The sequence below is a fragment of the Rhizobium lentis genome (assembly GCF_014200175.1).
Lineage (GTDB): Bacteria > Pseudomonadota > Alphaproteobacteria > Rhizobiales > Rhizobiaceae > Rhizobium > Rhizobium mulingense.
Window position 1 is genome coordinate 18,732 of sequence record NZ_JACHBD010000012.1, and the last position, 22,752, is coordinate 41,483.

Sequence of the window (22,752 nt, forward strand, 5' to 3'; positions counted from 1 at the left end):
GCGAGCCCGAGGAGCAAGACATCAGATGCTTGTCCAGCTTCAATATCTGCGCGCCGTTGCGGCGCTGATGGTCGTTTATTTCCATGCGATATTGCAGCTTGCCAAGGTCAATCCCGCCGTCGACGCCACGGCTTTTCTTTATGGCGAAACCGGCGTCGATATCTTCTTCGTCCTGAGCGGTTTCGTGATGTGGCTGACGACGAGCGGGCGCGCGATCACCCCCGTCCATTTCGCCCGCCGCCGCATCAAGAGGATCGTCCCGCTCTATTGGCTGGCAACCTTGTTTTCGGCTGTCGTGGCACTGGTTGCCCCCTCACTGCTCAAATCCACAGTGTTCGACCTTCCGCACCTCATCGCTTCGCTGCTGTTTCTGCCATGGGCCAATGCCGCCGATCCAAGCACGATCACCCCCGTCGTCGTGCCCGGCTGGACGCTGAATTACGAAATGTTCTTTTATTTCGTGTTTGCGCTGCTGCTGCCGCTTTCGGAGGCCCGCCGGATTCCGGCGATGTTTGCCGTCTTTGCCGTGATCCTGATTGCCAGCAGGTTGCTGCCGGAAACAACGGTCACCCGGTTCTACGGCGAACCGATCATGCTGGAGTTTCTCGCCGGCGTCGTGCTCGGCTGGCTTTACGGGCAAAAGGTGCTTCTGCCGAACCGCTGGGCATGGGCGGCACTGGCCGCCGGCTTTGTGTTCCTCTTCGTCAACGAAGCGCTGATGGCGCCGGAGAGCCGGTTCTATGCCTGGGGAATCCCGGCGATCTTCATTATCTACGGGGCAGTTTCAATCGACTTTTCCCGGCTGCCGGTTCTGGGATGGCTGAACTATCTCGGCGACTGCTCCTACAGCATCTATATCACCCATGCCTTCACGCTCGCTTTCCTGAGGGTGGCTTCGGACCGCCTGCCGATCGGCATCCTGCAGCAGCCGGTGCTCTTCGTGATCCTGTCGCTGGTGCTTTCGTCAATCGGCGGCGCAATCGTCCACGAAATCACCACGCCGCGCCGGAAGGTGGCGGTCGCAGGCCGTCCGCCAGTCTAGATCCTTCGGATTCACTTCCGCCCTTCATATCCTTGGTTTCCCGCCTCTCGATGTCGCAAATTGCTCATCAGCTTTCAGCGGCATGCTTTAACTTCCCTCACTGAAGGCGAGAATACACATCCGGGTGGCGCTGGCGGCACAGCGTTTCGAGCAACTTCTCCTAAGCTGATGTCGCGATGAGAGAACATGCAGGAACGTGATGGTTTATCTTGCAATTTGTCGCATAAATGAAAGTGCGCCGGCCTATTCGCGGCTCGGGCTTTGATCTAAGCACGGACTGCGGCCTCCAAGAGGGAAGAGGAAGAAACATGAAAAGCTATGTATTGACGGTATCCTGCAAATCGACGCGCGGCATTGTGGCGGCTATTTCGAGCTATCTGGCCGACAAGGGCTGCAACATCGTCGACAGCTCGCAGTTCGACGATCTCGATACCGGCAAGTTCTTCATGCGCGTCAGCTTCATTTCGGAAGAAGGTCTGTCCGGCCCCGAGATCAGCGCCGATTTTTCCGCCGTCGCCGCTCCCTTCGCGATGGACTACGAATTCCACGACAGCGACAAGCGCATGAAGGTGCTGCTGATGGTGTCGCGCTTCGGCCATTGCCTCAACGACCTGCTCTACCGCTGGAAGATCGGGGCGCTACCGATCGACATCGTCGGTGTCGTCTCCAACCATTTCGACTACCAGAAGGTCGTGGTCAATCACGACATCCCCTTCCACCACATCAAGGTGACCAAGGAGAACAAGCCGCAGGCCGAAGCCCAGCTCGTCGAGCTCGTCAATCAGACCCGCACCGAGCTGATCGTGCTCGCCCGCTACATGCAGGTTCTCTCCGACCAGCTCTGCAAGCAGATGTCGGGCAAGATCATCAACATCCACCATTCCTTCCTGCCGTCCTTCAAGGGCGCCAACCCTTACAAGCAGGCCTATGAGCGCGGCGTCAAGCTGATCGGCGCGACCGCCCATTACGTCACCGCCGATCTCGACGAAGGCCCGATCATCGAGCAGGACACGGCCCGCATCACCCATGCCCAGAGCGCCGACGACTATGTATCGATCGGCCGCGACGTCGAAAGCCAGGTGCTGGCGCGGGCCATTCACGCCCATATCCACCACCGCACCTTCATCAACGGCAACCGCACCGTCGTCTTCCCAGCAAGCCCCGGAAGCTACGCCTCCGAACGCATGGGCTGAGGCTGGTCAGGACCCGCATCTCTTTTGCTGGCAAACGACAATCACCCGTTGCCTGCCGGCAGCAAGTATTTGATTATCTCGTTCAACGGGTAATCGAATCATGCTGCGGGAGGGGGTGTCATGACCGACGAGGCGCTTGTTGATCGCATGGCGCTGCCGCGTCCCGACGTCACAGTCGCGGACGCGGAAGAGATCCTGCTTGATCATTACGGCCTGTCAGGCACGCTTGCCGAACTCGGCAGCCAGCAGGATCGAAACTACCGCGTCGACAGCGATCGCGGCCGTTATGTGCTGAAGATCTGCCATGCCGCCTACGAGACCCGCGAACTCGAAGCGCAGAATGCGGCGATCCATCACCTCAAAAGCAAGTCGGACGCGCCGCGTGTTCCGAACGTCGTTGCCACGAATGACGGGCGAGAGATCCTTGTTCTCACCTTGCGTGGACAGGGCTACCAGGTCCGGCTGCTGGAATATCTCGAAGGTCGGGGGCTGACGGAACTGACATATGTCGCGCCGGCTTCCGTTGCGGCGCTTGGCGCCCTCTGCGCGAGGCTGGCGCAAGCACTTGCCGATTTCGACCATCCGGGCCTCGACCGCAGCCTGCAATGGGATCTGAGGCGCGCCGGGCCGGTCGCCGTGCAGTTGCTTTCCGCCATCACCGACAGCGCTGCCCGCGACCGGATCGCCAAGACCATGGTGCTGGCCGTTCGCCGCATCCAGCCCCTGGCTGCGTCGCTCCGGCTGCAGGCTGTCCATCACGATGTCACCGGCGACAATGTCGTCGGCCACCGTGACGCACGCGGCCATACGATCCCCGATGGGGTGATCGATTTCGGCGACACCATCCGCGGCTGGCTGGTCGGCGACCTCGCCGTCACCTGCGCCTCATTGCTGCATCAGGCAAATGGCGATCCCTTTCATATCCTGCCTGCCGTCACCGCCTATCAGGCGATCTACCCGCTGAGCGACGACGAACTGAAGGCGCTGTGGCCACTGATCGTCGCCCGCGCCGTCATCCTCGTCGCCAGCAGCGAGCAGCAGATTTCAATCGATCCCGACAATGATTACGTCCGCGGCAATCTCGAGCGCGAGCGGGCGATCTTCGATACGGCAATGTCGGTTCCGTTCGAACTCATGGAAGCCGCCATCCTCAAGGCAGCAGGTGCGGACGTCGCCGCTCCGCAAACATCGGAATGGCTGCCGCTGTTGCCGGACTTCGATCCCGCCGCAATCACCTATATCGACCTTGGCGTGCAAAGCCCGCATTTTTCCGCCGGCAACTGGCTGAATGCCGATATGGACTGGAGGCTACTGGCCAGGGCTGCAGCCGAAAACGGTACGGCGGCAACGCGCTACGGCGAATATCGGCTCTCCCGCGCGGCCCTCGGAAACACCAAGGAACAGGCGACCTGCGCCCTGCATGTCGACATATGCCTTGCCGCGGGAAGCGCGGTCACAGCACCGTTTGCCGGACGCATCGGCTGGAAGGATCAGCATCTGACCCTGACCTCCGGGACGATGACCCTGCACCTCGATGGGCTCACCCCTTCGATCGAGGGTGGGGTCGAGGATGGCGCCGCGCTTGCCGCCGGCGATCCGCTGGGTTCGGTTTCCGGAGAGGCGTCATCGCTCGGCGGGCTGCGCCTCCAGCTCTGCAGCGTCGCCGGTCTCGAACCGCCGCTCTTTGCCACGCCGCGGGAGGCGGCCGCCTGGTCTGTGCTCTGCCCTTCGCCATCGCCCCTTCTCAGCCCGGGAGCGGATGCGCCGCAATCGAAAACTGCAGAACTGCTCGTCACGCGGCAGGCGCATCTCGCAGACCCACAGAAGCACTATTATGCCGCGCCGCCGCAGATCGAGCGCGGCTGGAGGGAGCACCTGTTCGATGTCGAGGGCCGCGCCTATCTCGACATGGTCAACAATGTAACGATTCTCGGCCACGGCCATCCCAAGCTGGCGGCGGCGATCAACGCCCAATGGCTGCTACTCAATACGAATTCGCGCTTCCACTATGCCGCGATCGCGGAATTTTCCGAACGGCTCGCCGCTCTCTCGCCGGAGGGGCTCGATACCGTCTTTCTGGTCAACAGCGGCTCGGAGGCGAACGATCTGGCGATCCGGCTGGCGCAAGCCCATAGCGGCGCGCGCAATATGCTCTGCCTGCTCGAAGCCTATCACGGCTGGTCGGCGGCGAGTGACGCCGTCTCCACCTCGATCGCCGACAATCCGCAGGCGCTGACCACCCGGCCGGACTGGGTGCATGCGGCCGTTTCGCCGAATACCTATCGCGGCGCGTTTCGCGGGCCCGATACGGCAGCGAGCTATCTCAGCGCCGTCGTGCCGATGCTGGAGACAATCGACGCCGGCGGCGAAGGCCTGGCCGGCTTCATCTGCGAATCGGTCTACGGCAATGCCGGCGGCATTCCGTTGCCGGATGGTTATCTCCGGGAAATCTACGCGCAGGTACGGGCCCGCGGCGGCCTCTGCATCGCCGACGAGGTGCAGGTCGGTTATTCCAGACTCGGTCATTATTTCTGGGGTTTCGAACAACAACGGGTCATGCCCGATATTATCACCGTCGCCAAGGGCATGGGCAACGGCCATCCGCTCGGCGCCGTGATCACCACACGCGAGATCGCACAGTCACTGGAAAAGCAAGGGCCCTTCTTTTCCTCCACCGGCGGCAGCCCGGTCAGCTGCGTCGCCGGCCTGGCGGTGCTCGACATCATGGCCGAGGAAAAACTTCAGGAAAATGCCCGCACGGTCGGCGAACACCTGAAGGGGCGGCTTGCGGCGCTGATCGACCGCCATCCGATCGCCGGCGCCGTGCACGGTATGGGCCTCTATCTCGGCCTGGAATTCGTCCGCGACAGAACGACGCTGGAGCCGGCGACGGAAGAGACGACGGCAATCTGCGACAGGCTTCTCGATCTCGGCGTCATCATGCAGCCGACCGGCGATCACCAAAATGTGCTGAAGATCAAACCGCCGCTCTGCCTCAGCATCGAAAGCGCGGATTTCTTCGCCGACATGCTGGAAAAGGTGCTCGACGAAGGCTGGTGAACGTAGCTCTTGCCGCCTTAACCAAGTCGGTCATTTCGAGGCATTTCGATTTTTGCCGATGCGCCCCATTGCCGGATTCAGCAAGGCTTCCTATCTCTGCTGCGGCGGTCGAAAGAGTTTCGATTCTGTCATCCGAATTTTACGAAGAGCTGATATGGTTCTTTCCGTAAGTTTTGGGCAAGGCGGAATGATTTTTTTCGGATCGTCGATTTTTTGACACGTTTCGGAATATGTTTCCGACAGGCTCTCGGGTAATCTCTACCAAGTTAGTAGATTATAGAAGATAGCCATCACCGGCCCCGGGCTCTTCCGGGACCACTCAAGCGCAACGCCAACGCAAGGAACGAGACATGACAGACTTCGATATTCTCGCCGATCTCCTTGGGCGATCTGTGCTTGGCAATGACCGTCCGGGCGCCCTCTCCCGCCCGAACTGTCGAATGTGACGTTCGTCCTCCTTTCAACGGTACCAGACAAGTCAATTCGCCATGGCTGCGCATGTCGCGCGGCAGGAGTTCTATCCATGAAGAAGCAAGTTATCGAATATGCCGGCGTTCCCGTCGGTATCGTCATTCCCGACGAAGACCGGCTGAAGTTCATCGCCGTGAAATATCATGTCCACGACCTCGACGAGCAGCGGTTCGGCTCGCCCGACGAGGTGCGGCTGGCCATCCATGACCTGATGACCCGCCGTCATCCGAAGCCGGTTCATGCCTGAGGGCGTGCGGCCGCTACCGAGCTTGGCGGCTTTCCTGTTGTGACCGGTCCTTAGGGGCCGGTCTTGTTTTTTGAGGGCAATTGCAGTCCTATCGGCGGCCCTTCGTGCACAAGGATCCGCCCTTGCCTGAGCTTCTAAACCTGATCACCGATATCGACGGCGTCGCCGTCGGCCATGCGACCGATCTCACCCTCGGCTCCGGCGTTACTGTCATCGTCTTCGACGAGCCGGCCGTCGCATCCGGCACGGTGCTTGGCGGCGCGCCGGGCGGGCGCGATACCGGCCTGCTCGACCCGTCGATGACCGTCAGCGCGGTGGACGCCTTCGTGCTTTCCGGCGGCTCGGCTTTCGGGCTTGATGCCGCCGGTGGCGTGCAGGCGGGATTGCGCGAGATCGGCCGCGGTTTTGCGGTTGGTTCGGTGCGCATACCGATCGTGCCGCAGGCGATCCTGATGGACCTGCTGAATGGCGGCGATAAGGATTGGGGGCTGCATTCACCCTATCGCGACATGGGCTATGCGGCGTTGAAGGCGGCCGCCAAGGGCGTATTCGCGCTCGGCACCGCCGGCGCCGGGACGGGGGCGACAACGGCAACCTTCAAGGGCGGGCTCGGCTCGGCCAGTGCGGTCAGCAGTGCCGGGCACCGCGTCGCGGCGATCGTCGCCGTCAACGCGCTCGGCTCGGCAACGATCGGCGACGGACCGCATTTCTGGGCAGCGTCCTTCGAGAAGGACGGCGAATTCGGCGGGCTCGGCATGCCGGTCGTGACCGACTACAGGATGAGGCTCAAGGGGATGAACACGCCGGCAACGACGATCGGTGCGGTGGTCACCGATGCACAGCTGACGAAGGCGGAGGCGCACCGGCTTTCGCTTTCCGGCCATGACGGCTTCTCCCGGGCGCTTTTGCCGGCGCACCTGCCGCTCGACGGCGACACCGTCTTTGCCGCTTCGACCGGCAGGCATCGACGAGACGACATGGTAAGCCTGATGGAGCTTTGCCACCTTGCTACCATCGTGATGGCGCGGGCGATCGCCCGTGGCGTCTACGAGGCGAGCGCCCTTCCGGCCGAAGGCGCGCAGAAGGCGTGGCGCGACCGCTATCCTGACGGTCATTGATTGGATAGGGTCAGCCGAACATGCCGAGTGGCGGAGAGACGTGAATGCAGATCCGGGCGCTGATGTATTTCGACGAGCTGGTCAGGACCAATTCGATGCGCCAGGCGGCCGAGAACCTCAATGTCGCGCCGACGGCGATCAGCCGGCAGATCGAGAACCTCGAATATCATTTCGGCGCGCCGCTCGTCGAACGCAGCGCCCGCGGCGTCAAGCTGACGGCGGCCGGCGAGCTGCTTGCCGCCCGCGCCGGCCGGACGCTGCGCGAACTCGACCACGTGCAGCAGCTGATCGAAGATTTGAAGGGCCTGCAGCGCGGTCGCGTCAGCATCTATGCCAACGGCGCCACCGTCGCCAATCTGCTGGCGCCGGCGCTGGCCGAATTCAGCCTGAAATATCCGCAGCTGCGTTTTACCGTGACGATCACCAGCGCGCGGCAGGCGGTCGATGCCGTCAACAGCGCCGAGGCGGATATTGCGGTGACGCTGTTTGCACCTGTCATATCAGGCACCAAGGTACGGCTGCGCTCCGAGATCACCTATGATTTGATCGCCACGCCGCAGCATCCGGCCGCAGCGCATGCCGAGATCCCGCTCAGGACGCTTTGCGACTACGCCTTGGCGCTGCCGGATCAATCCTTCGGCTTCCGCCAGGCCTTCGACGCGCTGTTCGAAAAGGAGGGGTTGAGCCTCGATCCCGTCTTTGTCACCAGCTCGCTCGAAATGCTGAAGGAACTGGTGCTTAGCAGTGCTGCGGTGACGCTGCTGCCGGCGCTGACTGTCCGCCGCGAGATCGAGGCGGGTCAGCTCCTGGCCATTCCGCTTGCCGGCAAGACCGGCATCCGTACCCATGTCGATCTCTGCGTCGCGCCCGACCGGCAGCTGTCCTTCGCCGCGACGAAGCTGCTTGATTTCTTCGAGAGGTTCATGCGCGAGCGCACGAACCGTCGGGCGGAGACGAGAGACTGACGCTTCGTGCTTGCATTGGCCGCGAATTTGCTGTGTAGCTTTTTCGGCTACACTGAGCACACAAAATCGTCATTGTGTGTGCACTGGCCTAGTGCCACTCTATTCGCAAAAGGTCGTCGTCATCGGCGCGCGGCCAGACAAGGGAACATGATGATCAAGCCTTCCTTTGCGCCTTCGGGACGTTTCGTCCGGCGGCTTTCCCTTGGCGCTGCGCTTTCGGCCGGCCTGGTGATGGCGGCGATGACGCCGGCGGAAGCGGCAAACACCACCCTCAACCTCGGCATGAGCGTCGAGCCGACCGGGCTCGACCCGACGATCGCAGCCCCCGTCGCAATCGGCCAGGTCACCTGGCAGAACGTGTTCGAGGGACTGGTGAGGATCGACCAGGCCGGCAAGGTTCAGCCACAGCTGGCCAAAAGCTGGGAGGTCTCGCCCGACGGCCTGACCTATACGTTCAAGCTGCAGACCGGCGTTAAATTCCACGACGGTGAGGCCTTCGATGCCGCCAGCGCCAAGTTTTCGCTCGACCGCGCCCGCGGCGCCGATTCGGTCAACCCGCAGAAGCGCTTTTTCGCCTCGATCGCCTCGATCGCTACACCCGATGCCGAAACGCTGGTGCTACATCTCTCAGCGCCGACCGGCAGCCTGATCTATTGGCTCGGCTGGCCGGCCTCTGTCATGGTCGCGCCGAAGACGGCCGCCGACGACAAAGTGACACCGATCGGCACCGGTCCCTTCAAATTCGTCAGCTGGGCAAAGGGCGACAGGGTCGAACTCATCAGGAATGCCGACTACTGGAACAAGGATGCGGCCGCCAAGCTCGACAAGGTGACCTTCCGCTTCATCGCTGATCCGCAGGCGCAGGCGGCCGCGCTGAAATCTGGCGATCTCGATGCCTTTCCGGAATTTGCCGCACCCGAGCTGATGAGCTCGTTCGACGGCGATGCCAGGCTCGTCACCAGGATCGGTAATACCGAGCTTAAAGTCGTCGCCGGCATGAACAATGCCAGGAAGCCGTTCGACGACAAGCGCGTGCGCCAGGCGCTGATGATGGCGATCGACCGCAAGACGGTGATCGACGGCGCGTGGTCGGGCCTCGGCACGCCGATCGGCAGCCATTACACGCCGAACGATCCGGGCTATCAGGATATGACCGGCGTGCTGCCCTATGACGTCGAGAAGGCCAAGGCGCTGCTGGCCGAAGCCGGCTATCCCAACGGCTTCACCTTCACGATCAAATCGCCGCAGATGGCTTATGCGCCGCGCAGCGCTCAGGTGATGCAGGCGATGTTTGCCGAAATCGGCGTGACGATGAATATCGAGCCGACGGAATTTCCGGCGAAATGGGTCCAGGACATCATGAAGGACCGCAACTTCGACATGACCATCGTCGCCCATGCCGAGCCGCTCGACATCGACATCTATGCCCGCGATCCCTATTATTTCAACTACAAGAACCCGGCCTTCAACGCGCTGATGAAGAAGGTCCAGGAGACGGCCGATCCCGCCGCGCAGAACGCGATCTATGCGCAAGCGCAGAAGATCCTCGCCGAGGACGTGCCGGCGCTCTACCTCTTCGTCATGCCGAAACTCGGCGTCTGGGACAGGAAGTTGAAAGGGCTGTGGGAGAACGAGCCGATCCCTTCCAACGTGCTGTCCGGGGTTTCCTGGGAGGAGTGAGCTGCGGGCCGGGTGGAGACGCGAAAAAGAGGATGGCCTTGGACAGATCCGAGATGTATTTGGCCGATGCAGCGTGCAGCCCTTTCCCTGGCTCGCCAACTCCGTTCAGCTGGCGCCGACATGGTTTGATTTCGCTGGATGGCACCCCTGGCGTCAGCGCCCTGGATGGCTCCCTCCACTCACCCCGCACTCCGTCATGCTCGGCCTTGAGCCGAGCATCCACACGGCATCCACCAGCAGCCGCGACATGGATCCTCGGCTCAAGGCCGAGGAAGACGGAGAGTGGGGTCGAGCTTTTCGCCAAACCCAACGCCAGCCCATGGGAGAGCCGCCGTGCCACCTCGCCTGCGTGGCCCACATGATCGCCCTCCTCGCCCGCCGCTTCGCCGGCCTTGTCATCACGCTTCTCATCGTCTCACTGCTGATCTTCACTGTCATGGATCTCCTGCCCGGCGATCCCGCCTCGATCCTGCTCGGCACCTCGGCAAGCCCGGAGACCTTAGCGGCGCTGCGCCATGATCTCGGGCTCGACCAGCCGCTCATCCTGCGCTACGGGCAATGGCTGACCGGCGTATTGTCAGGCGATCTCGGCCAATCCAATACCTATGGTGTCCCGGTCGCGGGATTGATCGTCGAGCGGCTGGCGGTGACGCTCCCGCTTGCGTTGATGGCGATCGCACTTTCAGTGGCGATCGCCCTGCCGCTCGGGGTACTGGCCGCCTCGCGCCGCGGCCGTGTCTTCGATATCGCCGCAGCGCTGTTTTCACAGATTAGCATCGCAATGCCGGCTTTCTGGGTGGCCTTGCTGCTGATCATTCTGTTTTCGACGATGCTCAGACTGATGCCGGCCGGCGGTTTCCCCGGCTGGAGCGCCGGTCTTATGCCGGCATTGCAGGCGCTTGTTCTACCGGCGGTCGCACTGGCTATGCCGCAGGCGGGCGTGTTGACGCGGGTGGCGCGCTCGGCCGTGCTCGAGACGATGCATGAGGATTTTGCCCGCACCGCGGTGGCCAAAGGGCTTTCGCGCAGCGCCGTGTTATGGCGACACGTCGTGCCGAATGCGCTGATCCCGATCCTCACCATGATCGGGCTGCAGTTCACCTTTCTCGTCGCCGGCGCGGTGCTGGTGGAAAACGTCTTCAACCTGCCCGGCCTCGGGCGGCTTGCGCTACAGGCGCTTTCCCAGCGCGACATCATCGTGATGCAGGATGTCGTGCTGTTCTTCGCCGCCCTCGTCATCGTGGTGAATTTCATCGTCGATCTCTCCTATCTGGCGATCGATCCCAGGATGAGAAAGGCGGCCTGACGATGGTGCCGATCGCAGCCATTGCCACGTCAAGGGGCCGCCGCCCTTTCAGACTTAGCCGGCGAAGGAACCTGATTTCCGGTGCTGTCATCGTCGCCCTGCTGATCGCCGTTGCGCTGCTGTCGCTCGTCTGGACGCCGCTGCCGCCTGAAAAGATGCAGATCGTCCACAAACTGCAGCCGCCGCTCGCCTTCGGCCTGCTCGGCACCGATCAGTTCGGCCGCGACGTCCTGTCGATGCTGATGGCGGGATGCTGGAATTCGCTGTCGATCGCCATCACCGCGGTTGCGATCGGCGGGACGCTCGGTTCGATCGCAGGCGTTTCGGCCGCGGCGATCCGCGGTCCTTTTGAAGCGCTGCTGATGCGCATCTGCGATGTCATTTTTGCCTTGCCGCCGATCCTGTCGGCGATGGTGCTCGGCGCCTTTCTCGGGCCGGGCCGATTCACCGCGATCGCCGCGATCGCGGTCTTCATGATCCCGGTCTTTGCCAGGGTGACGCTTGCGACCTCGCTGCAGGCCTGGAGCCGGGATTATGTGACGGCGGCGCGCGCGATCGGCAATTCGCGCCTAGCCATTTCGCTGCGCCATGTGCTGCCGAATATTATCAGCCAGATCATTGTGCATGGGGCGATCCAGCTCGGGCTGGCGATCCTGACCGAAGCCGGTCTCAGCTTTCTCGGACTCGGCATGGCGCCGCCGGCCCCGACATGGGGCCGGATGCTCGCCGATGCGCAAACCTATCTGGCTCTGGCCCCGTGGCTGGCGATCCTGCCCGGCCTTGCGATCGCGCTGACCGTCCTCGGCTTCAACATGCTCGGCGACGGCTTGGGCGACCTTCTCGATCCACGCGAGGCAAGCCGCTGATGTCCTCCCGAGACAAAAAGCCCAGGACCGAGGGGATGAGCGACACCAATCTGACCATCCGCGAGCTCAGACGGCGCTTCGCCGACAAAAGCCTTTCGCCGCTGGAATACTGGCTCGCGCTCGAACACCATATCGCCGCCTGGGAGCCGTCGATTATGGCGCTCTACCTCTACGATCCGGAAGCGGCGCGTGCGCAGGCGAAAGCATCGACGGCGCGGTGGGCGAAGGGACGGCCGCTCGGCGCGCTCGACGGCATTCCGGTGACGCTGAAGGAATTGATCGCCACGAAGGGCCAGCCGGTGCCGTTCGGCACCAAGGCGGTGGAGTTAAAACCGGCGGAGGCCGATGCGCCAGCCGCCGCCCGGCTGCGCGAGGATGGCGCAGTAATCTTCGCCAAGACCACCTGCCCCGATTACGGCATGCTTTCCTCCGGCCTTTCAAGCTTTCATCCTCTCAGCCGCAATCCCTGGAACATCACGCAAAATCCCGGCGGATCGAGCGCCGGGGCTGCCGGCGCGGCGGCGGCCGGCTACGGACCGCTGCATATCGGCACGGATATCGGCGGCTCGGTGCGCCTGCCCGCCGGCTGGACCGGCATCTTCGGCTACAAGCCGAGCCATGGGCGCATTCCGGCCGATCCCTATTATGTCGGGCGCTGCCTCGGCCCGATGACGCGCAGGGTTGAGGATGCGGCCTTTTCCATGGCGACGCTGTCACGGCCGGACTGGCGCGACGGCACCAGCCTGCCGCCGAACGATTTCAACTGGATGGATCTCGACATCGACATGTCAGGCATGAAGATCGGCCTCATGCTCGATGCCGGTTGCGGGCTTGCGGTGGATGACGAAATCGGAGACGCGGTCGAAGCGGCGGCAAAAGGTTTCGAGAAGGCCGGCGCCACCATCATATCCGTCCAACCGGTGCTGACGCGCGCCATGCTTGACGGGCTCGACAGCTTCTGGCGCGCCCGCCTGTGGAGCGAAATCGCAGATCTGGACGAAGAGCGGCGCGACAGTATCCTGCCCTATATAGGTGATTGGGCGAAGGCCGGCGCCGATGTCAGCGGCGTCGATGCGGTCAGAGGCTTCAACCAGACGATCGAAATGCGCAGGAGCTGTGGGCAGCTGTTTACCACGGTCGACGCGCTGCTCTCGCCGACCAACCCGATCATTTCCTATCCGGCCGAATGGGCATCGCCGATCAACGATCCGGCAAAGCCGTTCGAACATATCGCCTTCACCGTGCCATGGAACATGTCGGAACAGCCGGCCGCCTCGATCAATTGCGGCTTCTCCCGGTCGGGCATGCCCATCGGGCTGCAGATCGTTGGGCCACGCTTCGACGACATGCGAGTCCTCAGGCTGTCGAAAGCCTTCGAAGATTGGACCGGCGGCGTGAGCGCCTGGCCGCGGCCACCTGTCACTTGAATGGGCGGCGATAGCCGGTCGGCTGTTGGTAGAGCGAGCCTATGCGCGCAACGGCGGCCTCGAAATTCTCACGCGCCACCGTCATGCTGTAACCATTGGCATGAAGGATGGTCTGCGGATCCTCGAAAATCGCTACATGGCCCTTCCAGAAGACCAGGTCACCGCGACGGATTTCAGAACGATCGATCGCTTTGCCGAGGCCGGCTGCCTGCATGTCGGTATCGCGCGGCGCCGGTCGGCCGGCCATCAGCATCGCAAGCTGGACGAGGCCGGAGCAATCGATGCCGAGACCGGAGCGCCCGCCCCAGAGATAGGGCGTCTCCAGGAATCGGGCGGCGATCTCGACATAATCGGCACCGTCGAGAGCGCCGATCGGCTGGACGTGCCTGGCGAATATCGCGGTTCCATCCTCGAGCACGACATAATCATTGCCCCGCGCTTCCGCCTCGCCAGCGACGTGAACGCGGCTTCCCATCGAAAGCGTCGTCAGGTGCGGCTTGCGCAGTTCGGGCTCCGGATAGAGGAAGGTGCGCGCCACGGTGACGATATGGGTCGGTGCCGGATCAATTTGCGAGAGCGCGTCTGCGGTTACATAACCGACATAACCGTCCGAAGCGGCTTTCACCCAGCACCAGCCGTCGGCGCGATCGAAAACCGTCACCTGTTCGCCAAGGAGCAGCTCCGTATCGATGCCGCGCGCAAGCGCCGGCTCGGGGCGCAAGGCAATGACGGGAACGGCGACGCGCGCCGGGGCGCCTTCCACGAAGCGCGACGCTTCCACCTTGCCTTCGAGTTCTGCTTCGGCGAGATCGGGCCTAAAGGCATGCAGGCGGCGGTCGAACATTGTCATTCCCATTCCTTTCAGATCGCCCGTTCAGATCGGCAGACGGCGGCCCTGCTCCCGGACGAGATCGCCCAGCTTTTCCAGGTAAAGCGCGCCGCCGACGGTGCGCTTGATGATCACGTTGCGCCGGTCGGCATCGTCACGCACGCGATCGACCAGGCCCATCTCGCCCATCGTGTCCAGGGCGCGGGTGATGACCGGCTTGGTGACACCGAGCGTGGCGGCAAGCCCGCGCACGGTGTGGGGCGGCGGCACCAGATAAATATGCAGCAGGATCGCCATCTGGCGCAACGTCAAATCGCGATCGTCAAGGCGCACCTGATCGAGCGCCACGCCATGCCAGAGCCCCAGCGCCTGCGACGCGGTCAGTTCGATCGGCACGGCCCCTCCGGAAAATCGTTACGCTAGCGTTTCATTTTCCGGCAGTTGCCGTGGACATGCAAGGGCGGCCGGCAATTGCCGTCCGGCAGGGTGAATAAAATTTTAACGATCGCCCCGCCCCAACGCCGGCGCGGTTTCGGCCTCAGCGCAGGCCCGTGCGGATATGATGAAAGAGCGCGCGGATCGCCTGTGCTTCGCCGCCGCCCGGCGAATGCGGCCGTTCGGACTGGGCCCAGCCGTAAATATCGAAATGCGCCCAGCTCTGCGTCTTGCTGACGAAACGCTTGAGGAAGAGCGCAGCGGTGATCGATCCCGCCATGCCGCCGGCCGGCGCGTTGGTGAGATCGGCGAATTTGGCGCGGATATCTTTTTCGTAGCCGGGATAGAGCGGCAGGCGCCAGATCGGATCGTCCGTTTCCAGGCTCGCTTCGGTCAGATCATGCGCCAGATTGGCGTCGTCGGTGAAGAAGGGCGGAAGATCCGGACCCAGCGCAACGCGAGCGGCACCGGTCAGCGTCGCCATGTCGATCAAGAGCTCGGGCTCCTCCTCGTCGGCATAGGCGAGGGCATCGGCCAGGATCAGGCGGCCTTCGGCGTCGGTATTGTCGATCTGGACGGTGAGGCCCTTGCGGCTGCGATAAATGTCGCCTGGGCGGAAGGCGTTGGAGGAGATCGCGTTTTCGACGACGGGGATGATGACACGCAGATCGACCTTCAGCTTGGCGTCCATGATCATCAGGGCGAGCCCCATGACGTTGGCGGCGCCGCCCATGTCCTTCTTCATCAGCAGCATCGAGGCAGCCGGCTTGATGTCGAGACCGCCAGTATCGAAGCAGACGCCCTTGCCGACGAGCGTCACCTTGCGATGGCCCTTCTTGCCCCAGCGCAGTTCGAGAAGGCGCGGCGCATCGGCGCTGGCGCGGCCGACGGTATGGACGAGCGGGAAGTTTTGCTCAAGCAGCGCGTCACCTGTTATAACCGATACTTCGGCCTTGTAATGCTGAGCCAGACCGCGGAAAGCCGCCTCAAGGTGGTCCGGCCCCATGTCGTTTGTCGGCGTATTGATGAGATCGCGGGCGAGAAAGACGCCGGCGAGCTGGCGCTTGATGTCGGCGCCGTCGGCATCGCTTGGAATGAGCATTGTCGCAGTGGGAGATTTTTCCGATTTATAGCGGTCGAAACGGTAGCTGCCGAGCCCGAAGCCGAGAGCCAGGCGATTTGCTGTCAGCGGCGCGGTCTCGATGTGCCAGTCGCCGGCCGGCAGCGCACGCGCGAGTCTGCCGGCGATATAGGGCTGTTCGGACGGATTGGTGCCGAGGCCGAAAAGGGCGCCGCCGAGATGGCCTTCGGCGGTCGGGATCAGCAGCAGCGATCCGCTCTCGGCCTTGAACCCTGCCCTTTTCGCCCAGTCGAGGGCGATCGGATCGATTGTGCCGGTCTCGATATGGGCGGGTGTGACGGCAAAGATCGGCAGCGTCGAACCGCCCTTCGTGTTGAAGGGGGTCGGTCTTTCGATGAACTGATAGGGGGCCATGATTGTCCTTCGGCGGTCGTCAGGAATCACTCCTTAACGGTCTGTTAGGGTTAACAGACTATTGCTGGAGCGAAGATTGCGTCAAACCTTTCCCTGTTCCGCGTTCGAGGTCAGGCGCCGATTTCGGAATCAGGAACGCGTCATGCCTGCCTCGCTCACCACCTTATCCACCAATCGCTTCCTGCACGGCGTCGCGGCGTCGCTGATCGTTCTTGCGCTGGCGGGCTGCTCGACGACGACGAAGGACCGGATGACGACAGGCTCGGTGCCGAAACTCACCAAGCCCGTCGAAGAGATGGACGCGACCGAGCTGCGCTCGGCAACGGATCGGCTCGGCCAGGCCTATGACAAGAACCCGCGTGACCCCGTCACCGGCGTCAACTATGCCAATCTGCTGCGCATGAACGGCCGTGACGCGCAGGCCCTCGCCGTCATGCAGCAGGTGGCGATCGCCAATCCCGGCGACCGAAACGTGCTGGCCGCCTATGGCAAGGCGCAAGCGGCAGCCGGACAGTTCCAGCAGGCGCTCGACACGATCGGCCGGGCCCAGACACCGGATCGTCCGGACTGGAGGCTGATCTCGGCCCAAGGCGCGATCCTTGATCAGATGGGCCGGGCAAGCGAGGCCAGGCAGCGCTACCGCGACGCGCTTGACATTCAGCCGAACGAACCGTCCATTCTTTCCAATCTCGGAATGTCCTACGTTCTGACCGGCGACCTGCGCACAGCCGAAACCTATCTGCGCTCGGCCGCAGGCCAACCAAACGCCGACAGCCGCGTCAGGCAGAACCTTGCCCTCGTCGTCGGCCTGCAGGGACGTTTTGCGGAAGCCGAGCAGATCGCGCGGCGCGAACTTTCGCCGCAACAGGCCGATGCCAATGTCGCCTATCTCAGGGGCATGCTCTCTCAGCAGAATTCCTGGCAGAAGCTCGCCGCCAAGGACAAGACGCCGGGCGCGGCGGACGGCAGCAATACCAACTAACCGCGTTCAGCGGACGCTGAGGCCCGAAAAGATGAGACGGAGACCGAGGCCACCCATGACGGCGCCGGCGGCCCGGTCGATCCAGCCCTTGGCATGGAGATAGAGCCGCCGCGGGTGGCGGGCCGAAAAAGCGAACGCCACGATCGAATACCAGCCCGCCTCCACCGCAAAGACACCAAGCGGCAGCGCGAAGATGAGATCGAGCGGCACCGTCCTCGGCAAAAGCGCGGCAAACAGGCTGGCATAGACGATGATGGTCTTCGGGTTGCTGAGCTGGGTCAGCAGCGCGGTCGTGAAGCTGCGCATCGGCGCGCAGCGGCCACGGACGGCGTCGGAAACCTCGAGCGGCCGACCGGCGCCTTTCCAGATATTGACGGCGATATAGACAAGATAGGCGCCGCCTGCGACCTTCAGCAGGATATAGAGCCATTCGAACTGAGATAGCAGCGCCGTGAGCCCGGCGAGCGCCAGCACGGCAAACACGACACCGCCGGCACCCATGCCCAGCGCGGCCGCAAGTCCGTCCAGCCGGGATCGTGAAATGGCGATCCTGGAGACGATGACGAAGCTCGGGCCGGGGCTCATGGCGCCGACCACCAGGGCTGCCATGATGCTGATGAAAATGCCCTGAGAAGACATCGGAACCTCGCTTTCGGGATGGAAGGCGTCGGAGAGGCACGGCCCCGCGCCAGCCGATCATCGTCCATCCCGTTTAGCAGCTATGCCGGCGCCCGTCACGGGCACGGACGACATATCGTCTGCGCAGGCGTCAGAACTTGTCGGCCACCTGGATGCCGGCCGGGCCGAGGATGACGGCGATCAGCACCGGCAGGAAGAACAGGATCATCGGCACCGTCAGTTTCGGCGGCAGGGCGGCCGCCTTCTTTTCCGCTTCGTTCATGCGTTCGTCGCGCCCTTCCTGAGCGAGAACGCGCAGCGCCTGGGCGACCGGCGTGCCGTAGCGATCGGCCTGGATCAGCGCCTGAGTCACCGACCGCACCAGTTCGATCTGGGTGCGCGTGGCAAGGTTTTCCAGCGCCACCCGGCGATCCGGCAGGAAGGAGAGCTCTGCCGTCGTCAGGACCATCTCTTCGGCGAGCGGCGGCGATTGCTCGCCAAGTTCCTCCGACACGCGACGCATCGCCGCCTCGATCGAGATGCCGGATTCCACGCAGATCAGCATCAGGTCCAGCGCATCCGGCCAGGCGCGCTTGATCGAATGCTGACGCTTGCCCATGCGGTTGGAGATATAGATGTTGGGCGCGTAGAAACCGACATAGCCGATGCCGATGACGGCAAAGAGGCGGATGGGCATGCCCCTTTCGGCGAGGTTGCCGAGGCCGAAGACCCAGAAGGCGGCAAGCGCCAGGAAGAGGAAGGGCAGCAGGAAGCGCGCGACGAGGAAGGTATTCAGTGCATTCTCCGAGCGGAAACCGGCGGCACGCAGCTTGTTGACCGTATTTTCGTCGACCAGCGCCTGGCGCAGGTTGAACCGCTCGACGATCTGGCGGACCGAGCGGTTGTTCTGGCTGCGGAGCGACGCCTTGCCGGCACCCGGGTCAGTATTCATGCGGGCGCGTTCGCGGGCGCGGATCTGCTCGCGCTCGGTCGAAACAGCCTTCATGCGCTTGGTGAGATCGCCGCGCTCGAAAAAGGGAATGGCGATCGTGTAGAAAGTGGCGAAGACGGCGATCGCGACAAAGATGGCGATCAGCATGCTTGGATTGGTCAGCGTTGCGGCGAGGTCCTGCGACATGGTGCTTCCTTCCGCTAGATGTCAAAATTGACCATGTTGCGCATGACGAAGATGCCGATCGACATCCAGATCGCCGACACACCCATGATGAAATGACCGCGCGGGTCGGTAAAAAGGATCATCATATAGTTCGGCGAGGTGAGGTAGACGAGGGTCGCGACGATGAAGGGCAGCGCGCCGATGATGACGGCCGACGCCTTGGCTTCCATCGACAGCGCCGACACCTTGGCCTTCATCTTCCGGCGCTCGCGTAGCACCTTGGAGAGGTTGCCGATCGCTTCCGACAGATTGCCGCCGGCCTGCGACTGGATGGCGATGACGATCGCGAAGAAGTTGACTTCCTGGAGCGGCATGTGGAGCGTCATGCGGGCGCAGGCGTCGGGAATGCTGAGGCCCACCTGCTGCGCCTCGATGACCCGCCGGAACTCGCTCTTGACCGGCTCGGTGCCTTCGGTTCCGATCAGCCGGATCGCATCGTTGAGCGGCAAACCTGACTTGATCGAGCGGGTGATAACGTCGAGCGCATTGGGGAGCTCGTTGAGGAATTTGTTCTGGCGGCGCTTGATCAGGAAGCCGAGAACCCAGCGCGGCAGGCCGAGACCGGCAACGACGGCCACACCGGCCATGACCAGCAGGGATGCGCCGAGGACGAAAGCCACAAACAGCAGAACCGAGGCGAAGACGGCGCTGAAGAGATAGAACTGCGACAGGCTGGCCGTCAGGCCGGCCTGCACCAGACGCGATTTCATCGACAGGGTCTTCTTGGTCTTTTCGTTCTGACGCTTTTCCAGATCCTTGAGATTGTCCTGCACCGACTTGCGCCGCTTCGACAGTTCCTGCACGCGGTCGCGGGCAGCCTTGACCTTGACCCGGTCAACCTCTGCCGATTTCACACGATTGATGCGGCTTGCCGATTTCTTGTCGGCCTCGATCCGGGAAAACATCAGGGCATAGGCGACCGCCGCCGCGGAAACTGCGGCGAGGACGACGATTGCCAGGACTACCGGATCGAACCCGAACATCAGCCTAATCCTTGGTTTTCGCTTCCATCGCGTCGAGGGCGGCGGCCAGGCGCTTTTCCTCGTTGAAGTAACGCGCCCGATCCCAGAAATGCGGTTTGCCGACGCCGGTGGACATGTGCCGGCCGATCAATCGGCCGCCCGCATCTTCGCCTTCGATTTCGTAGCGCATCAGATCCTGGGTGATGATGACGTCGCCTTCCATGCCGATCACCTCGGTGATCTGGGTGATGCGGCGCGAGCCGTCACGCAGGCGCGCCGCCTGGATGATGACGTCGACGGAGGTGGAAATGATCTCGCGCACCGTTTTTGCCGGCAGCGTGAAGCCGCCCATGGCGATCATCGATTCGATACGGCTCAGGCATTCGCGCGGGGTGTTGGCGTGGATCGTGCCCATCGAGCCGTCGTGACCGGTGTTCATCGCCTGCAGCAGGTCGAAAACCTCGGGTCCGCGCACTTCGCCGACGATGATGCGCTCGGGGCGCATACGCAGGCAGTTCTTGACGAGATCGCGCATGGTGATCTCGCCCTCGCCTTCGATATTCGGCGGCCGTGTTTCCAGACGCACGACATGCGGCTGCTGCAGCTGCAGTTCGGCCGTATCCTCGCACGTAATGACGCGTTCGTCGCGGTCGATATAATTGGTGAGGCAATTCAGGAGGGTCGTCTTACCCGAACCCGTGCCGCCTGAGATGATGACGTTGCAGCGCACCCGCCCGATGATCTGCAGCACGGTCGCGCCTTCCGGCGTGATCGCGCCGAAACGGACGAGCTGATCGAGCGTCAGCTTGTCCTTCTTGAACTTGCGGATGGTGAGCGCCGGCCCGTCGATCGACAGCGGCGGCGCGATGACGTTGACGCGCGAACCATCGGGCAGGCGCGCGTCGCAGATCGGGCTCGATTCATCGACGCGGCGGCCGACCTGGCTGACAATGCGCTGGCAGATGGAGAGAAGCTGTGCGTTGTCGCGAAAGCGGATTTCCGATTCGATCGTCTTGCCGCCGACTTCGATGAAGGTCTGGCCGGCGCCGTTGACCATGATGTCGGCGATGTCGTCGCGCGCCAGCAGCGGCTCCAGCGGGCCGTAGCCGAGGACGTCGTTGCAGATATCCTCGAGCAGCTCTTCCTGCTCGGAGATCGACATCGCGAAATTCTTGATGGTGATGATGTCATTGACGATGTCGCGGATTTCTTCGCGCGCGCTTTCGCCGTCCAGCTTGGAAAGCTGCGAGAGATCGATCGTGTCGATCAGTGCGGAAAAGACCTGCTGTTTGGTGTCGTAATATTCGTCGGTGCGGACCGGCCGCTTGCGCTGCGGCGCCTGCAGCGGCGGCGGTGTCACCTGCTGGCGCTGGTTCTCGCGAGCGGGTTCGACCAGAATGGACGGAGAGGAAGCTACGGGTGCGGCCGCGGCCGGAGCCGGCGGCGGAGGAGCGATTGCGCCTCCAGCCTTTCCGAAACCTTCGTTTCCGCGTTTTCCAAACATGCCGCTTAATCCAATCTGCTCTATCTTTTTGTTTTCACGCAATTCCGGACGCAAAACCGCTGCACACTTTTGCTGGAATTGCTCATCGTCTATTTGCGCTTCAGGAGGCCCAGCAGGCCGCCCTTTTTCGCCTTCCTGATCGCAGCTCGGCCGGTGACGATGTGCGATATCTGCGAAAAGGTTTCAGCCGTCGGCGACCTAGGATCGACTTCCGAGATCATCCGGCCGCTGTTGGCGGCGTTGCCGAAGAGGTTGATGTCGAAGGGGATGATCGCGATTGGGTCGATCTCCAGCGGCTCACAGAAATCCGACGGCGAGATCTCGGGACGTTTCGGCATGCCGACCTGATTGAGGATGAGATGCGGCGGCTTGTCATTCGGCCGCATCTTGCGCAGCGCATCCAGCATGTTTTTGGTGTTGCGCAGGTTGGCAAGATCGGGAACCGCCGTGATGACCACCTCGTCGACGCTCGCCAGCACCGACCGCGTCCATTCCGACCATGTATGCGGAACGTCGAGCACGGTGACCGGGGCGCTGCGCTGCAGGACGTCGAGCACCGGCTGGAAAGCCTGTCCGTCGAAATCATAGGCGCGGTCGAGCAGCGAGGGTGCGGCGAGCAGCGACAGATGCTCGGAACATTTCGTCAGCAGGCGGTCGAGGAAGACCTCGTCGAGACGCTCGGGCGCGAAGACCGCTTCGGCGATGCCCTGGGCCGGATCCTGGTCGAAGTCGATATTCGCCGTGCCATAGGGCAGATCGAGATCGGCGAGGATCGTCTCGGTGGAGAAGAGATTGGAAATGCCGAAAGCGCAATTATGGGCGATGGTCGAAGCGCCGGTGCCCCCCTTCGAGCCGATGAAGGCGATGCTGCGGCCGAGCGGCTCGGCTTCCGGGTCGACGAAGATCGAGGCCATCGCCGCAAGGATATCGGGCATGGCCACGGGCTGGACCATGTATTCGGAAATGCCGTTGCGGATCAGCTCGCGATACAGTCCGATATCGTTATAGTAGCCGACGATGACGACCTTGGTGGTCGGATCGCAGACGGCGGCGAGCGGGGCGAGTTCAGCAAGAAGGCTTCCGACATTCGCCTTGGTCTCGAGGATGATGAGGTTCGGCGTCGGAGCGCCGGAAAACATATTGGCGGCAGCGGCGATGCCGCCGCTGGTAATGCGCAGGCTCACCTTCGCCATGCGCCGGTCATTGGCACAGCGTTCCATGACATGCTGCAGGGTCTCGCTCTCGCAGAAGGCGTGGACGGAAATGCGCGGCAGCGGCCGCATGGCTTCCAGATCCGCCATGCGCACCGCCTCTTCGGCGTGACGAAGCTCGCTGGGATTCTTGATTTCGTATTCGATGGCGCTCATCGTCCCGT

Annotated in this window: 19 protein-coding genes; 11 read left to right on the top strand and 8 right to left on the bottom strand. The window is 62.8% G+C overall.

Annotated elements, in window-relative coordinates:
- The first annotated feature begins 25 nt into the window (after window positions 1-25).
- The 10 genes from GGI60_RS24980 to GGI60_RS25025 all read left to right on the top strand — a co-directional run bounded on the left by GGI60_RS24980 (window position 26) and on the right by GGI60_RS25025 (window position 13,375).
- A complete protein-coding gene (locus tag GGI60_RS24980) occupies window positions 26-1,042 on the top strand; it encodes an acyltransferase family protein (protein ID WP_183919246.1) in 1,017 nt (338 codons plus the stop codon).
- 308 nt (window positions 1,043-1,350) lie between these two features.
- Window positions 1,351-2,235: a formyltetrahydrofolate deformylase gene (gene purU, locus GGI60_RS24985; protein ID WP_183919245.1), complete on the top strand. Its 885-nt coding sequence runs from the start codon at window positions 1,351-1,353 to the stop codon at window positions 2,233-2,235.
- Window positions 2,236-2,355: 120 nt separating this feature from the next.
- Window positions 2,356-5,295, top strand: a complete 2,940-nt coding sequence (locus GGI60_RS24990) for an aminotransferase (RefSeq protein WP_183919244.1) — start codon at window positions 2,356-2,358, stop codon at window positions 5,293-5,295.
- 523 nt (window positions 5,296-5,818) lie between these two features.
- Window positions 5,819-6,013 carry a hypothetical protein gene (locus tag GGI60_RS24995; protein ID WP_010033580.1) on the top strand — a complete coding sequence of 65 codons (195 nt, stop codon included), beginning with the start codon at window positions 5,819-5,821 and terminating at the stop codon, window positions 6,011-6,013.
- A 122-nt stretch (window positions 6,014-6,135) separates the two neighbouring features.
- Window positions 6,136-7,131, top strand: coding sequence for a P1 family peptidase (locus GGI60_RS25000; RefSeq protein WP_183919243.1), 996 nt, complete (start codon window positions 6,136-6,138; stop codon window positions 7,129-7,131).
- Between the two features lie 44 nt (window positions 7,132-7,175).
- Window positions 7,176-8,096 (top strand): LysR substrate-binding domain-containing protein, encoded by a 921-nt coding sequence (locus tag GGI60_RS25005; RefSeq protein ID WP_183919242.1) that lies wholly within the window; start codon window positions 7,176-7,178, stop codon window positions 8,094-8,096.
- A 150-nt stretch (window positions 8,097-8,246) separates the two neighbouring features.
- Window positions 8,247-9,776: an ABC transporter substrate-binding protein gene (locus GGI60_RS25010; RefSeq protein ID WP_183919266.1), complete on the top strand. Its 1,530-nt coding sequence runs from the start codon at window positions 8,247-8,249 to the stop codon at window positions 9,774-9,776.
- A 358-nt stretch (window positions 9,777-10,134) separates the two neighbouring features.
- Complete coding sequence (locus tag GGI60_RS25015; RefSeq protein ID WP_183919241.1) at window positions 10,135-11,082, top strand: ABC transporter permease; 948 nt, start codon at window positions 10,135-10,137, stop codon at window positions 11,080-11,082.
- Between the two features lie 2 nt (window positions 11,083-11,084).
- Window positions 11,085-11,948, top strand: a complete 864-nt coding sequence (locus GGI60_RS25020) for an ABC transporter permease (RefSeq protein ID WP_183919240.1) — start codon at window positions 11,085-11,087, stop codon at window positions 11,946-11,948.
- A gap of 35 nt (window positions 11,949-11,983) precedes the next feature.
- The gene (locus GGI60_RS25025; RefSeq protein ID WP_183919239.1) at window positions 11,984-13,375 is read left to right on the top strand and encodes an amidase; all 1,392 of its coding nucleotides are present in this window, start codon (window positions 11,984-11,986) and stop codon (window positions 13,373-13,375) included.
- Here GGI60_RS25025 and GGI60_RS25030 read toward each other — a convergent pair.
- From GGI60_RS25030 to GGI60_RS25040, 3 genes are all read right to left on the bottom strand, one after another.
- On the bottom strand, window positions 13,368-14,225 hold the full coding sequence (locus GGI60_RS25030; protein ID WP_183919238.1) for an NlpC/P60 family protein: 858 nt from the start codon (window positions 14,223-14,225) through the stop codon (window positions 13,368-13,370). The two genes, GGI60_RS25025 and GGI60_RS25030, sit on opposite strands and share 8 nt — an antisense overlap.
- A 24-nt stretch (window positions 14,226-14,249) precedes the next feature.
- A complete protein-coding gene (locus GGI60_RS25035) occupies window positions 14,250-14,600 on the bottom strand; it encodes a MarR family winged helix-turn-helix transcriptional regulator (RefSeq protein WP_010032039.1) in 351 nt (116 codons plus the stop codon).
- 142 nt (window positions 14,601-14,742) lie between these two features.
- Complete coding sequence (locus GGI60_RS25040; RefSeq protein WP_183919237.1) at window positions 14,743-16,134, bottom strand: leucyl aminopeptidase family protein; 1,392 nt, start codon at window positions 16,132-16,134, stop codon at window positions 14,743-14,745.
- Window positions 16,135-16,276: 142 nt separating this feature from the next.
- Between GGI60_RS25040 and GGI60_RS25045 the strand changes: the two genes are divergently transcribed.
- Window positions 16,277-17,116 carry a tetratricopeptide repeat protein gene (locus GGI60_RS25045; RefSeq protein WP_183919236.1) on the top strand — a complete coding sequence of 280 codons (840 nt, stop codon included), beginning with the start codon at window positions 16,277-16,279 and terminating at the stop codon, window positions 17,114-17,116.
- 6 nt (window positions 17,117-17,122) lie between these two features.
- On the opposite strand, the gene GGI60_RS25050 is transcribed toward GGI60_RS25045, so the two are convergent.
- From GGI60_RS25050 to GGI60_RS25070, 5 genes are all read right to left on the bottom strand, one after another.
- Window positions 17,123-17,755 (bottom strand): LysE family translocator, encoded by a 633-nt coding sequence (locus GGI60_RS25050; protein ID WP_183919235.1) that lies wholly within the window; start codon window positions 17,753-17,755, stop codon window positions 17,123-17,125.
- 130 nt (window positions 17,756-17,885) lie between these two features.
- Complete coding sequence (locus GGI60_RS25055) at window positions 17,886-18,872, bottom strand: type II secretion system F family protein (RefSeq protein ID WP_183919234.1); 987 nt, start codon at window positions 18,870-18,872, stop codon at window positions 17,886-17,888.
- 14 nt (window positions 18,873-18,886) lie between these two features.
- On the bottom strand, window positions 18,887-19,894 hold the full coding sequence (locus GGI60_RS25060) for a type II secretion system F family protein (protein WP_183919233.1): 1,008 nt from the start codon (window positions 19,892-19,894) through the stop codon (window positions 18,887-18,889).
- Between the two features lie 4 nt (window positions 19,895-19,898).
- Entirely contained in the window at window positions 19,899-21,377 is a 1,479-nt protein-coding gene (locus tag GGI60_RS25065) for a CpaF family protein (protein ID WP_183919232.1), read from the bottom strand.
- 89 nt (window positions 21,378-21,466) lie between these two features.
- Complete coding sequence (locus GGI60_RS25070; protein ID WP_183919231.1) at window positions 21,467-22,744, bottom strand: CpaE family protein; 1,278 nt, start codon at window positions 22,742-22,744, stop codon at window positions 21,467-21,469.
- Window positions 22,745-22,752 lie beyond the last annotated feature (8 nt).

Bases quoted from the DNA above. Each gene is read 5' to 3' on its own strand.
- GGI60_RS24995 (WP_010033580.1), top strand. From the start codon at position 5,819: ATGAAGAAGCAAGTTATCGAATATGCCGGCGTTCCCGTCGGTATCGTC.
- GGI60_RS25050 (WP_183919235.1), bottom strand. From the start codon at position 17,755: ATGTCTTCTCAGGGCATTTTCATCAGCATCATGGCAGCCCTGGTGGTC.
- GGI60_RS25045 (WP_183919236.1), top strand. From the start codon at position 16,277: ATGCCTGCCTCGCTCACCACCTTATCCACCAATCGCTTCCTGCACGGC.
- GGI60_RS25020 (WP_183919240.1), top strand. From the start codon at position 11,085: ATGGTGCCGATCGCAGCCATTGCCACGTCAAGGGGCCGCCGCCCTTTC.
- GGI60_RS25040 (WP_183919237.1), bottom strand. From the start codon at position 16,134: ATGGCCCCCTATCAGTTCATCGAAAGACCGACCCCCTTCAACACGAAG.
- GGI60_RS25010 (WP_183919266.1), top strand. From the start codon at position 8,247: ATGATCAAGCCTTCCTTTGCGCCTTCGGGACGTTTCGTCCGGCGGCTT.
- GGI60_RS25065 (WP_183919232.1), bottom strand. From the start codon at position 21,377: ATGTTTGGAAAACGCGGAAACGAAGGTTTCGGAAAGGCTGGAGGCGCA.
- GGI60_RS25005 (WP_183919242.1), top strand. From the start codon at position 7,176: ATGCAGATCCGGGCGCTGATGTATTTCGACGAGCTGGTCAGGACCAAT.
- GGI60_RS24980 (WP_183919246.1), top strand. From the start codon at position 26: ATGCTTGTCCAGCTTCAATATCTGCGCGCCGTTGCGGCGCTGATGGTC.
- GGI60_RS25015 (WP_183919241.1), top strand. From the start codon at position 10,135: ATGATCGCCCTCCTCGCCCGCCGCTTCGCCGGCCTTGTCATCACGCTT.
- GGI60_RS25060 (WP_183919233.1), bottom strand. From the start codon at position 19,894: ATGTTCGGGTTCGATCCGGTAGTCCTGGCAATCGTCGTCCTCGCCGCA.
- purU (WP_183919245.1), top strand. From the start codon at position 1,351: ATGAAAAGCTATGTATTGACGGTATCCTGCAAATCGACGCGCGGCATT.
- GGI60_RS25025 (WP_183919239.1), top strand. From the start codon at position 11,984: ATGAGCGACACCAATCTGACCATCCGCGAGCTCAGACGGCGCTTCGCC.
- GGI60_RS24990 (WP_183919244.1), top strand. From the start codon at position 2,356: ATGACCGACGAGGCGCTTGTTGATCGCATGGCGCTGCCGCGTCCCGAC.
- GGI60_RS25055 (WP_183919234.1), bottom strand. From the start codon at position 18,872: ATGTCGCAGGACCTCGCCGCAACGCTGACCAATCCAAGCATGCTGATC.
- GGI60_RS25030 (WP_183919238.1), bottom strand. From the start codon at position 14,225: ATGACAATGTTCGACCGCCGCCTGCATGCCTTTAGGCCCGATCTCGCC.
- GGI60_RS25070 (WP_183919231.1), bottom strand. From the start codon at position 22,744: ATGAGCGCCATCGAATACGAAATCAAGAATCCCAGCGAGCTTCGTCAC.